Source organism: Achromobacter pulmonis (assembly GCF_902859765.1).
Taxonomy (GTDB): Bacteria; Pseudomonadota; Gammaproteobacteria; order Burkholderiales; family Burkholderiaceae_B; genus Achromobacter; species Achromobacter pulmonis.
The window spans coordinates 91,626-106,321 of the sequence record NZ_CADIJV010000002.1; the positions used below are offsets into that span (position 1 = coordinate 91,626).

Annotated in this window: 1 protein-coding gene; it reads left to right on the forward strand. The window is 69.0% G+C overall.

All coding sequences use genetic code 11. The annotated features are described in order from the left end of the window. Nucleotides 1–17: 17 nt before the first annotated feature. Nucleotides 18–14,690 carry a filamentous hemagglutinin N-terminal domain-containing protein gene (locus tag HV701_RS02095; RefSeq protein ID WP_175131479.1) on the forward strand — a complete coding sequence of 4,891 codons (14,673 nt, stop codon included), beginning with the start codon at nt 18–20 and terminating at the stop codon, nt 14,688–14,690. Nucleotides 14,691–14,696: the final 6 nt, after the last annotated feature.

The window sequence follows — 14,696 nt, forward strand, 5'->3', positions numbered from 1 at the left end:
CAGAAAAGCGACCGACCATGACCCGTCATTCCCGCAGCCTCGCCCCCTCCGCCCGCCGCCAGCCCCTGAAGAATGCCCCGCCGCTGCCCGCGCTCACCACGCTGGCCGTGGTGATCGGCTCGCTGGCCTCGGGCAGTGTCCATGCCAATCCCACCGGCGGCAACGTGGTGGCCGGCTCGGCCACCATCAACAACCGCGGCAACGGCACGCTGGACATCAACCAGTCCACCGGCAAGGCCATCATCAATTGGAAAGACTTCAGCATCGGCGCCAACGAGACGGTCAATTTCCGTCAGCCGGGCAGCAACAGCATCACGCTGAACCGGGTGGTCGGCAATGACCCTTCGGCCATCTTCGGCCGCCTCAACGCCAACGGCACGGTGATGCTGGTCAACCCGAACGGCGTGCTGTTCGGCAAGGGCGCGCGCATCGACGTGGGCGGGCTGATCGCCACCACCGCCAACATCAGCGACAAGGACTTCCTGGCGGGCAAGTACAAGTTCAACCAGGCGTCGTCCAAGGCCGGCGCCATGATCGTCAACGAAGGCACCATCAGCATCAAGGACAGCGGCCTGGCTGTGCTGGTAGCCCCGGCGGTGCGCAACTCGGGCGTGATCGAGGCCAAGCTGGGCCGCGTGGCGCTGGCCGGCGCCAAGACCGTCACGGTCGACTTCCAGGGCGATGGCCTGTTGAGTTTCGACGCCACCTCGGCCGTCAGCGGCCTGCCCAAGGACACCGACGGCAAGCCGGTATCGGCCCTGGTGGCCAACAACGGCGTGATCCGCGCCGACGGCGGCACGGTGTACATGACGGCGCGCGCGGTCAAGGGCGTAATCGATAATGTGGTCAACACCGATGGCATCATCAGCGCCAAGGCGGTGGGCACGCAGAACGGCAAGATCGTCCTGTCCGGCGGCGACGCCGGCACGGTCAATGTGGCCGGCACGGTCGACGCCACCGGCGCCAACGCCGGCGAGCGCGGCGGCAAGGTGGTGGTGACGGGCGAGCACGTCAATGTGGCGCGCGGGGCCGCCATCGACGTGTCCGGCGCGGCCGGCGGCGGCGAGATCGCGCTGGGCAGCCAGGGCGTCGCGCCCGACGACGGCTCGGCGGCGTTCAGCGGCAAGTCGTCCAGCGTCAAGGTGGCGGCGGGCGCCACGCTCAAAGCCGACGCGCTGGTCAACGGCAACGGCGGCAGCATCACCATGTGGTCCAACGACGCCACCGCCTTCGCCGGCAGCCTGTCGGCGCGCGGCGGCGCGCAGGGTGGCGACGGCGGCTTCGCCGAAGTCTCCAGCAACAAGAACATTGGCCTGACCGGCTCGGCCGACCTGCGCGCGCCCAAGGGCAAGACCGGCCTGCTGCTGATCGACCCGACCGACCTGCGCATCGTCGATTCCGGTAGCGGCGGCGGCTCGCAGGACGGCGCGGCCGGCGATGGCGTCATCAACGGCGGCGATGCCAACACCGCCGACAACACCGTCTCGCGCGGCCTGCTGGAAAGTCTGGCCGGCACCACCAATATCAAGCTGGAAGCCACCGGCCAGATCACGGTGGCCGACATGGCGGCGATCAATCTGCAGACCACCGCCGGCCACAGCTTCACGATGCGCTCGACCCAGACGGGCGGCATCCGCTTCGAGAATTCGAACACCGAGATCAGCACCCAGGGCGGCGCCATCACGCTCGAAGCGCTGGGCGTGGGCAGCACGCTGGACAACATCGGCAAGCTCACCAGCCGCGGCGGCGCGATCACGCTGAACGCCACCGGCGACATCAACCTGGCCAACCTCATCGACGCCGGCAGCGGCACGGCGCTGATTCGCACCAGCGCGGGGTCGATCCGCAACACCGGCGGCGCCAGCCAGGGGGTGGCCGGCAACACCGTCAAGCTGGATGCCAGCGGCGGCAGCATCGGCGACCTGGCCGCGCCGGTCAACACCCAGACGGCGCTGCTGTCGCTGGCGACCGGCGGCAACCTGGCAGTCGCCAACCGCCAGACCCTGGCATCGCTGGACATTACCAGCCGCCATGCGCAGCCGGGCGTCAACAACAGCTTCCAACTGACCTCGCCGGGCCTGGCCTTCGCGCTGCAGGACAGCAACGGCTACCAGTTGAACACGGTCAACCAGTCGGGCCTGAACTTCTCGTTCACCGGCGACCGCACCATGACCGTCGGCGACGTGAACCTGGGCACCGGCACGCTGGCCCTGGCCTCGACGGCCGGCAACATCCTGGGCACCGCTGGCGGGCTGCTCAATGCCGGCCAGATCACGCTGAGCGCCGCCGGCAGCGACGGCCGCAGCGGCGCGATCGGGTCGTCGGCGCAGGCCCTGCGCATGCAGACGGCGGCCCTGACCGCCACCAGTGGCACCGGCGGCATCTACGTGAACGGCGAGGGTTCGCTGAACCTGCAGGCGATCGACACCACCGGCAATCTGGCCACCCAGACCACCGGCCACCTGACCCTGGGCAACATCAAGACGGGCGGCAGCGCCGTGCTGACCTCGGTGTTCGGCAACATCGTGGACGACGGCAACGACGCCACCAGCATTGCCTCCTCGTCGCTGACGCTGTCGGCCGAACAGGGCATCATCGGCAGCGCCACGCGTGCCCTCAAGACCAATGCCAGCACGCTCTCGGCCAGCGCGGGCGCGGGCGGCGTGTACCTGGACAGCACCAGCGCCAACCTGAACATCACGCAGGCGCAGGCCAATGGCGGCCCGATCGCGATCACCGGCGCGGGCAGCGTTTCGGCCAACAACGTCAGTTCCGGCGGCGGCGCGATCTCCCTGACCGGCAACAGCATCGCGGCCGGCCAGGTCAATGCGGGCACGGGCAATGTCACGCTCACCGCGCGCGCCGGCAGCATCACCGGCACCTCGGCCTCGCTCATCACCGGCAACGTCGTCACGCTGCTGGCCCCGGCCTCCAACACCAGCTACACGGTGGGCACCTCGGGCACCTACCTGCGTACCGCCGCCGGCGTGCTCAACGCCACCGGTGGCAGCATCTACCTCAACCAGGCACAGGGCTCGGTGCTGCTGGACGACTTGAAGGCCAGCAACGGCATCTACGTCACCGGCGTGGCTAACCTGAGCGGCAACATGCTGGATGCCGGCAACGGCACGCTCTGGCTCAATGCGCAAGGCGGCAGCATCGTGCGCGCCAACGCCGACAGCGCGCTGGCCGGCAGCAGCATCATCCTGCAGGCCCAGCAACACATCGGCACGGCCAGCGACCAAATTAAGACGGCCACCACCAGCCTGACGCTGGGCAGCGGCGGCGACATCTATGTCGACAATCCCGCCAAGACGCTGACCTATCTGGCCATCACCAATTCGCACGCCGACCCGGCCCGCCGCAATACGCTGCAGGTGGCCGCGCCGTTCCTGAACTTCGACATCAACGACGACCTGGGCAATGCCTACGAACTCAAGCAGGTCTACAGCTCGCTGCTGAGCCAGTTCTCGTTCACCGGCGACCAGAGCCTGAAGCTGGGCAACATCCGCGCCGGCAGCAACGTCACGCTGGTCTCCAGCCAGGGCAGCATCCTGGACGACGGCATCGCCGAGACACGCGTCACCGCCAATAACGTCAGCCTCAGGGCCGCCCAGGACATCGGCACCAGCGCCAATGCCGTCGCCGTCAATGCGCCCGGCCTGACGCTGGACACGCGCGGCAACCTATACGCCACCGACATCGCCGACCTCAATTCGTTGACGGTGTACGCGCGCCACAAGGACACGGACGACCGCTATACGCTGGACGTGCGCGCGCCGTCGCTGCTGTTCAACATCACCGACGACGTCGGCGGCCACACGATCCATGAAGTCCGCGACAGCAACTGGGTCAACTTCAGCTTCACCGGCGACCGCGACATCACCGTCGGCAGCATCGATGCCGGCTACAGCGGCAGCATCACGCTGAACGCCGCTGGCGATCTGCGCGACGACGGCGACAAGCAGACCCGCCTGCTGGCCAATTCGGTCAACCTGAACGCCGGCAAGGCTGTCGGCGCGACCGGGCCGGATTACATGGACGTGCTGACCGGCTACCTGAGCGGCGCGGCGAACAATGGCGGCTTCTATGTGCAACTGCCCAATCCGACCGGCTCTGGCAATTACGCCGGCATCGTTACGCTGAACAACATCACCGCCACGGGCGATGTGCAGATCGACACGCGCCAGGGTGACGCGCTGCTGGCGGGCACGGTGCGCAGCTGGAATGGCACGGTGGCGCTGAACGTGGCGAACGGCTCGCTGTTCGGCAATGGCAGCGGCAACGTCTACGCTGGCGCCAACGACATCTCGCTCAATGCCGCGGGCGCGATCGGCGGCGTATATGGCGGCGCCCTGCGCTATGTCGGCGTGGGCGGCGCCGGCCAGGTCAATGTGCAGGCAACCGCCGGCACCGACCTCTACCTGAACGGCACCAGCGGCAACATCAATCTGACGCGCCTGGAGGCCGGCACCGGACAGATCGGCTACACCCAGTCGTACGGCCTCACCACCATCGGCAGCCTGAGCGCCGGCGGCGCGGCCACGCTGGCCAATAGCGGCGGCACGCTGCAGGACGACGGCGACGCCGCCACCCTGATCCGTGCCAGCCGCATCGCCCTGACGGCGGGCGGCGCGATCGGCGCGGCCGGCGCGGCGCTGACGCTGCAGGCGCCCGACGTCAGCCTGACCAGCGGCGGCGACATCGCCGTCGACAGTCTCACCGGCCTGACGCGGCTGGACGTCACGCGCAACGGCACCGCCAATGGCGCATACCGCATCACCGCGCCCAACCTCACGGCCTTCACCGTAACGGATGACGGCCTGGGCATCCACCTGGCGAACATCGCCAGCTCGGGCAACCTGGACTTCGGCTTCACCGCCAGCGACAAGAACCTGTTGGTCGGCAACATCGACGCCGGCGCCAACGGCAAAGTCAGCCTCGAGTCCGGACTGAACATCGCCAACGACGATCCGGCCAACCCCGGCGCCATCCGCGCCGCGAGCGTGGCGCTGACGGCGGGTTCGGGCGGGTCCATCGGCTCGGCCGTCACCGGCGGCGCGCTGGTCCTGAACGGCACCTCGGCGCTCAGCCTGACCGCCGGCAACAACATGTACGTCGGCAGCGACACCGTGCTGCGCAGCCTGGCCATCAACAGCCTGAAATCCGCGGGCAGCGCCGCCAGCTTCGGCATCGGCGGCGGCGCCGGCCAGGTCATCACCCTCAGCGACGATGGGGCCACCCAGTATCTGGAGCAGGTCACGGGCGGCCTGACCGACTTCAGCTTCAGCGGCCGCAAGAATATCCAGGTCGGCACCCTTACCGCCAGCAACTCGATCAGCCTGACCACCGCGGGCGGCGGCGTCAATTCCAGCATCACCAGCGACGGCGGCAACGGCCGCATTACGGCCAGCAGCGTCACGCTTTCCGCCACCGGCTCTGACAGCTATACCGCGCGCGACGCCCACACCGGCGCCATTGGCGCCAGCAGCCGCGCCCTGCGCCTGAGCGCCAGCAATCTCGCCATCGCCAACAACGGCGACATCAACCTGAACAACGGCGGGTTGGCGCTGAACAGCCTGAACCTGTACCTGTCGCGCCGCGACGCCGGCAGCAGCACTAACTTCGACACCAACAGCTACGCCTTCGGCGGCCTGGGCAGCCAGACGCTGACCATCTCCGGCGGCACGAACCTGTCGATCGGCGCCAGCATGAGCGGCGCCGCGCTGACGGTCAATACCGACACCGCCATCACGTCGAACACCATCAACACCGGCAACGGCTCGGTATCGCTGACGTCGCGCTACGCCAACACCGGCCTGGCCCCCACCATCGGCGGCTCGGGCCTGATCACCGGCAACACCGTCAGCCTGAGCGCGCTGGGCACCAACGGCAGCGTGTCGGCCCAGACCAGCACCGCCAACCTGGCGGTCGCCTCGGCCGGCAATGTGTCCGTCGCCAACAACAAGCAGCTCGATTCGCTGGCGCTGACGGCCAACCACAGCAGCAGCAGCGGCTCGGTCAACAATACGTACAGCATCAGCGCCAGCGGCATGACGGCGTTCTCGCTGAGCGATTCGACCGGCGTTGCCGGCCTGACGCTCAGCAACATCACCAACACCGGCAACCTGGCGCTGTCGATCTCGTCGGACCGCTCGCTGACCGTCAACAACGTCAGCACCGCCGCCGGCGGCTCTGTGAAGCTGGCCAGCAACGGCACCATCTACGGCAATAGCGCCAGCGCCAGCGCGCCCAACATCGCCACCGGCGCGCTGACGCTCAATGCCGGTTCGGTCACCGGCACCTACGCCACCTACCAGCCGCTGTTCGTCAGCGTCGATTCGCTGTCCTCCGATGTGCGCGGCAGCATGTGGGTGTCGAACAACAAGAGCCTGACGCTGCTGGACAACAGCGCCGCCGGCTCGGCCCAGGTCAACGTGACCAACGGCTCGATCACGCAGGGCGCCGGCCGCTTCGTCACGCCGGTGCTGACGCTCACGGCCACGCAGTCGATCGGCGCCGCCGGCAACGCGATGCAGACCGACACCCGCCAGCTCACCACGCAGTCGGGCGGCGACCTGTACATCAACAACGCCAGCGACCTGTTCTCGCTGAACATCACCGCCAACCACGCAAACAGCGCCGTGGACAACGTGCTGCAGGTGGCGGCCAAGGGCCTGACGTTCGACGTCACCGACGCCGGCGTCTATACGCTGACGGCGGTCAGCGACCTGACCGGCCTGAACTTCTCCTTCAATGGCGACCGCACGCTGTACATCGGCAACGTCGACGTCGGCCCGGCCAACACCGTGAGCCTGAATGCCTATGGTTCGGGCGCCAACATCCTGAACCTGACGCCGACCTCGCACGTCACGGGCGATGTGGTCACGCTGGGCACCAGCGGCCAGATCGGCGTGGCGTCGGGCGACAACTCGGGCTCGATCCACACCACCACCGGCGAGCTGTACCTGACGGCCGGCAGCCACGTCTACCTGGACAACGACCGCGACCTGGCCAGCCTGTCGCTGTACGCCACCGGCTCGTCGGCGGCCACCTACCAGATCCTGTCGAACGAACTGCTGTTCGATGTGGCCCATAACGGCAGCCGCCTGCAGGTCAACGAGGTGCGCGACAACACCGGGCTGAACCTGATGCTGTCGAGCAACGTCGGCCAGGACATCGGCGTCATCGACACCACCCAGAGCGGCACGGTGCGCCTGTCGAGCAACAACAGCATCCTGGGTAGCGCCGACGACAGCCAGCGCGTCACTGCCGCGCAGGTGTGGCTCACCACCCAGGGTTCGGGCGCCATCGGCGCCGTGGGCCGCGAGATCAACCTGTCGGCGCCGCTGGTGAACATCCAGAATGCCGGTGACGTGTACATCGACTCCGACCGTCACATCGACGCGCTGACGCTGTATTCCACCGGCAACAGCGCCCGCAGCTATGGCATCACCTCGCCCACCCGCGACGGCGGCAACATCGTGTTCCAGGCCGCGGACGGCGGCAGCGGCAGCAGCGCCGGCCTGGTCCTGACCAAGGTCGAGGACAGCGGCGGCCTGAACCTGAGCGTCACCAGCGACCGCAGCATCACCGTGGGCGCCGTCAACGTCGGCTACGACAACGTGGTGCTGAATTCGCGCGGCGGCTCGCTGCTGGGCGACGGCGATGCCAACACCAAGATCGACGCGGCCAGCCTGACCCTGACGGCGGCCAACGCGATCGGCGCCGCAGGCGCCGGCAATGCCATCGACACCCGCGTCAGCACGCTGAGCGGCCGCGCCGACAACGGCGGCGCGTTCATCACGGTGGAAGGCAACACCAACCTGCCGAGCCTGACCTCGACCGGGGCCAGCGCGGTCAGCAACACCGCCGGCGACATCGAACTGGGCACGGTCAACACCAATGGCAACGCCTTCACCGTCAACAATACCGGCGGCTCGATCCTGAGCGGCACGATCAACAACGCCACCAACGTCAGCCTGACGGCCAACGGCTCGATCGGCAACCAGAGCGCCATCCGCACCTATGCGCTGAACGGCGGCACCACCACCGTCACGCTCAACGCCACCAAGACCGACCGCGCCGACGGCAGCATCGCGCTGACCGAGACCTACGGCCTGCAGGCGACCTCGGTCACCGCGCCGGGCGACATCACCCTGATGGCCGACACCGGCAACAGCGGCCGCAACCTGACCGTGGGCACCGTCACGTCCACCGACGGCGCGGTCACGCTGTCGACCGCGCGCGGCAGCATCACCGGCATTGACGATAGCAACCTGGTCAGCGGCAAGAGCGTCAGCCTGACGGCCAACTACGGCACGGCCTCGAAGATCGGCGCGTCCACCTCGGCGCGCCTGCATCTGAACACCGAGAAGCTGACGATGGCCACGCCCGGCAGCATCTACGTGGACAACCTGGCCGACCTGTCCGACCTGACCATCATCCGCAACAACGCGCAGGGCTCGAACCTGGGCAGCGCCGGCTCCCTGGCCATCGACGCCCAGAACCTGACGTTCAGCGGCGCCGACAGCAACAACGCCACCGCGCTGACCATCGTGCGCGACACGACCGGCCTGAACTTCACCTACCAGGCCATCGGCGCGATCAACGTGCACGACATCGACGTCACCCAGAACGGCTCGGTCAACCTGTCGACCAACCCGTACTACTACACGGGCGGCTCGATCCAGGGCATGAACGCGTCCTCGAAGATCGTCGCTGGCGACCTGACGCTGTCCACCGGGTCGGGCGACACGCCCAACACGATCGGGTCGGCCAGCCTGGCCCTGAGCACCCAGGTCAAGAACATCGCCGCCACCGCCTCGGGCGGCATCTGGCTCAAGCAGACCGGCTCGATCAACCTGGGCAACCTGCGCGCGGGCGGCGACCTGTCGGTCACCACCACCACCGGCGACATCCTGGTCGGCACGGTCAGCTACGGTACCGGCAACGTCCTGACCCTGAACGCCCAGACCGGCAGCATCCTGTACGGCGGGGGCACGCTCTCGGGCGCCGGCGCCGGCGCCATCACGCTGACGGCGCAGAATGGCATCGGCACGCGCGACGCGGCAATCAGGATCGCCGCGCCGAACAGCCCGGTGTCGGCCACCGTCACCGGCGACGGCTCGCTCTACCTGGACAGCAGCGGCAACCTGCTGGGCGGCCTGACGACCTCGGTCGCCAATGGCGAAACGCGGATCAACGGCAACGGCAGCCTGGTGCTCACCAGCGTCACCTCCGGCACCGACGCCACCGGCAACGACATCTCGGTCAAGACCACTGCGGGCAACATCACGGTCAAGAACGTGCAGGCCGGCGCCAATCACGGCCAGGTCACGCTCAACGCCGAAAACGGCTCGATCCTGGCCGACGCCGCCGGCGCCACCGTCAAGGCCTACGGCGTTGCGCTGAACGGCGCCAACGCCGTCGGCGCCGCCAGCGGCCGCATCAACGCCACCGGCCAGCGCGTCGAAGTCACCACCAATGGCGGCATGTACCTGGCGGCAGACAACAATTCCGTCTACTCGTACCTGTCGGGCAACACGATCGACATCGCGGCCGCCGGCAATCTGCAGATCGCCAACGCCGTCGCCAGCAACGGCCTCATCAAGATCGTCGGCAACGGCACCAACAGCCAGTTGGTCGCGGGCAACATCGACGCCGGCGCCGGCAGCGTCAACATCGACTTCAGCAAGACCGGCAGCACCATCGTCGACGACCGCGAGGAATCGACCCGCATCATCGGCAACAGCGTCACGCTCAAGGCCGGCTCGGGCATCGGCGGCGCGGCCGGCTCGCCCGACAACCTGCAGACGACCGCCGCCAACATCATCGCGGAAGTCACCGGCAGCGGCTCGCTCTACCTGAACGACAACCGCGCGGCCGGCACCACGCTGGCCTCGATCATCACCCAGGACGGCGCCATCGGCATCACCAGCGCCGGCCCGACCCTGGTCACCAGCGCGGTCAGCAAGACCAGCTCGGCCAACAACGGCATCTCGATCGCCACCACCAGCGGTGACCTGTCGATCAACACGATCGACGCCAAGCTCGCCGGCAACGTCACGCTGCAGGCCGACGGCTCGATCAAGGGCGCGCTGGCGGGCAACCTGATCACCGGCAACAGCCTGACCGCCATCGCCGGCGGCAGCATCGGCTCGGCCGCCTACCCGGGCAACGGCACCGGCGGCATCGCGCTGCGCACCAACCTCGGCGCGCTGGGCAACCTGTCGACCTCCGCCGACGGCGCCGTCATCGTAATCAACAACGTCGGCACGCGCGCGCTCTCCGCCAACAGCGGCAACATCCAGCAGGCCGGCGCCCACAGCTCGGTCTACCTGACCACCGCCGGCGATCTGGACGCCAGCGGCGGCATGTCCAACAGCGCCGACAATCTGCTGCTGTCCTCCGGCGGCACGCTGACGCTGGCCAGCACCGGCGTGCAGGCCAACGGCACCCTCACGCTGCGGGGCACGCAGGACGTGGTGGCGGCCGGCGCCACGCCGCGCACAATCGCCGCCAAGGGCACCACGGTCAGCTTCAGCAGCGGCGCCGCGGGCGGCGACACCAGCCTGGTGACCGAAGCCAGCACGGTCGCGGCCAGCCTGACCGGCACCACCACGGCGGCCGACCTGACGCTGAGCAACACCGGCGCGCTCGACGCTTCGCTGAGCACCGCCAATGGCGATATCAATGCCACGGCCAGCGGTTCGCTGACGGCCTCGGCCACCGCCGCCGGCAGCAACCGCAGCATCACGCTGACCTCGCAGCACGGCGACGTCGAGATCGACACCGTCAATGCCGGCGCCGCCAGCGGCACCGTGGTCCTGAGCGCCGCCGAAGGCTCGCTGCTGGGCCTGGGCAACAGCCTCACGGCCAACAGCCTGGACCTGACCAGCAAAACCGGCATCGGCACCTCGACCAGCCACGTCACCACGGCAGCCCGCAATCTCAAGGCCAACGTCCTGGGCAACGGCGACATCTACGTGGACGGCAGCGGTGCGTTGACGTTGGGCCGCGTCGCCACGGCCGACGGCAACATCGGCATCACGTCCAGCGGCAACCTGACCAGCGCAGTCGGCCTGGCGGCCGGCAACAACGGCGATGTCACGCTGGCCTCCGGCGCCGGCAACGTCACCGTCAGCCACGACATCGCCAGCACCGATGTGCATGACCTGTCCGTGAGCGGCACGGCCATCGCCATGGCAGCCGCCAACACCAGCGGCAGCCAGACCTATACCGGCAACATCACCCTCAACGGCGACCTGACCGGCAGCGCCATCGGCATCACTGGCGACACCACGCTGGCCGGCGGCAAGCGCACCCTGACGGCCAACGGCGCCAATGGCGGCGTCACCCTCTCGGGCACGCTCAACGGCGGCGCCCAGCAGGCGGTGATCGTGGCCGAACACGGCGACGTCACGCTGGGCGGCAATGCCTCCAACCTGGCCAGCCTGACCATCAGCGGCGACAGCATCGACCTGCGCCAGGTCGCCAGCACCGGCGCCCAGCTGTACAACGGCGCCACCACGCTGCGCGGCGCCTACACCACCACCGACGGCGCCTTCGGCGTCGATGGCGCGACGACGCTGGCCAGCGCCGTCAGTGTGGCCACCGGCAGCGGCGCGGTCGCCTTCACCGGCGGCGTGTCGGGCGCCAACGCGCTGACCGTCACCAGCAGCGGCGCCACCACCTACGGCGGCGCGGTCGACATCGCCTCGCTCAACCAGGCGGGCAGCGGCGGCACGGCCATCAACGGCGGCAGCGTCACCACCAGCGGCACGCAGATCTACAGCGGCCATGTGGACCTGGGCGACGATGCAGTGCTGACCGGCACCACCATCACCCTGGCCAACGGCGCAGACGGCGCCCATGCGCTGGAGATCGACGGCACGGCCTTGCTGACCGGCGCCATCGGCGCCACCACTAAGCTGGCCAGCCTGACCCTGGACGGCAGCGCCACGCTCAACGCGGGCAGCATCGCCACCACCGGCAACCAGCAGTACAAAGGGGCCACGACCCTGGGCCGCGATCACACGCTGTCCACCACCACCGGCGACGTCGCGTTCGACGGCGCGCTGGACGGCACGCACGACCTGCACGTGGCCTCGACCGCCAGCGGCGACGTCAGTTTTGCCGGCGTGGGCGACAGCGGCCAGCGCGTCGGCAACCTGACAGTCGACACCGCTGGCACGACCACCTTCAACGGCACCGTCTACGCCGCCTCGCTGCAGACCGACGACCCGGGCGCCGTGACCATCAACGGCGACCGCATCGACACCACCGGCACCCTGCGGTTCGGCGAACGGGTCACGCTGGGCGCCAACGTCGCGCTCAAGGGCGCCACGGTGACGCTGGCCGGCGGCGCGAACTCGACCGACGAACAGCAGGGCCTGACCATCGAGAGCCCGGCCGTAATCGGCGGTCCGATCGGCAACGGCGCCAATGGCCGCCTCGCTTACCTGACCCTCGAGGGTGACGCGCAACTGTCCGGCGGTCCGATCCAGACCGTGGGCGATCAGTCCTACCAGGGCACGGTGCTGCTGACCGGCGCCACACAGATCGGCACCGGCGGCGGCAAGGTGACGTTCAACGACACGGTCACCAGCAGCAACGGCAGCGACCTGACGGTCAGCAGCGGCAGCGGCGACGTGCGCTTTGCCGAACAGGTCGGCGATGCCACCACCGGCCGCCTGGGCAACCTGGCCGTCGACAGCCAGGGCGCCACCACCTTCGAGAAGGCCGTGTACGCCGCGTCGGTCAACACCGACGTCGGCGGCACCGTGGCCATCAACGGCGGCCTGGTCGACACCACCGGCACCCAGTCGTACGGGGAGCGGGCCGTGTTCAGCACCGACACCGTGCTCAAGGGCAGCACCGTCAGCCTGCTGGGCGGCGGCGACGGCGAGCACGACCTGACCATCGACGGCAACGCCGTGCTCAAGGGACCGCTGGGCGCCAACGACCCGCTGGCCAGCCTGACCGTCAAGGGCAACGCCACGCTGGGCGCCGGCAGCATCGTCACCAACGGCGAGCAGTCGTACCAGGGCAATGTGACCGTCGGCGGCGACGTCTCGGTAACCAGCCGCCAGGGCGACATCGGCTTCGACCAGGCGGTCGATGGCGGCCACGGCCTGACGGTCGTCGCCAATCAAGGCGAAGTGACCTTCTCCGGCCCGGTCGGCCAGGGCTCGCGCCTGGGCGACCTGAAGGTCAGCGCGGCCGGCGACATCGTGCTGGACGGCCCGGTGCGCGCCGCCTCGGTGCAGACCGGCGGCAACGGCGACGTGCTGATCAATGGCGGCTCGGTCGACACCACCGGCACGCAGCAATATGGCCAGCACGTCATCCTGAGCGGCGTGGACACCACGCTGACCGGCAGCACCGTGCAGCTCAAGGCCGGCGTCGACGGCACCGAATCGGGCGAGCAAGGCCTGATCATCGCCGGCAACGCCGACATCCAGGGCGACGTCGGCGCCACCACGCCGCTGCGCACCGTGGCCGTCACGGGCGCCACCACCCTGAGCGGCGGCAAGACCCGCACCACCGGCGACCAGGTCTACAACGGCGCCGTGACCCTCAAGGGCGACCGCGACCTGGCCAGCGACACCGGCTCGGTGATCCTGGGCAGCAAGCTGGACGGCGGCAATGGCAACAATCTGAACGTCAACGCGGCCAGGAACATCCAGGTGGCGGGCGACGCCACCGGCCTGGGTTCGCTGACCCTGCGCGCCGTCGATACCATCGTGTTCAACGGCGACGTCAGCGCCTACCGCGTGCAGCAACTGGAAGCCAGGACCGCCAGCTACAACGGCGCGCTGCGCGCCTCCGGCCCGGACGGCATCGATCTGTCCGGCGGCACGCTGTCGTTCGGCAAGGACGTCACCGCCGACACCGGCGCCATCCGCATCGCTAACACCAGCGCGACCGGCACCACGACGTTTGGCGGCGGCAGCACGGTCAAGGCGGCCACGGGCTTCACCCAGACCGGCGGCGCCGGACTGACGCTGCCGGCGCAATTGCTGGTGACGCAGGGCCCCATCAACCTGGGCGCGCCCGCCAGGCTGCAGGGCTCGAATGCGACCATCCGCACCAACGGCGACATCACCGCTGTCGGCCTGAATGGCCCGCAGACCTCGCTGACGCTGGCTTCCGGCGTGGGCGCCCTGCGCATCGGCCAGAATGACGCCAATCCGGACCACAAGCTGAATGTGGCCGCGCTGATCGTCCCCAACGCCGGCTCGGCCGACCTGTGGGGCGCGATCGGCGGCAAGACCGGCTCCATGGCCGCCACCACGATCCGCAGCTCGCTGGCTGGCGCGCCGTACTATATGAACGGCGCCGCCTGGGGCCAGACGGACGTGATCGACCGCCTGGCCTCGGTGACCGCGCCGCGCACCGTGATTCCGACCACGCCCAGCGCCAACCCGCTGTTCCAGGGCACGGTGCCGCCCCAGGGCTTCGGCCCCAACGCGCTCGGCGCATACGCCGATCCGCAGGTGCTGACGGTGGCCTCCGCCTTTTCCTGGCAACTGCCGGCGGGCGACAATGCGGTGTTGACGGTGCCCAATGGCAACAACCCGGTGCTGCAAACGACCGGCGCCCATCCGCAGCGCCCGGCCGTCGAAGGCCGTCCGTCATCCGATGACGCGCGCCGCGACACCGATAACCAATCCCTTACTCTCTGATCCAGA

Bases quoted from the DNA above. Each gene is read 5' to 3' on its own strand.
- HV701_RS02095 (WP_175131479.1), top strand. From the start codon at position 18: ATGACCCGTCATTCCCGCAGCCTCGCCCCCTCCGCCCGCCGCCAGCCC.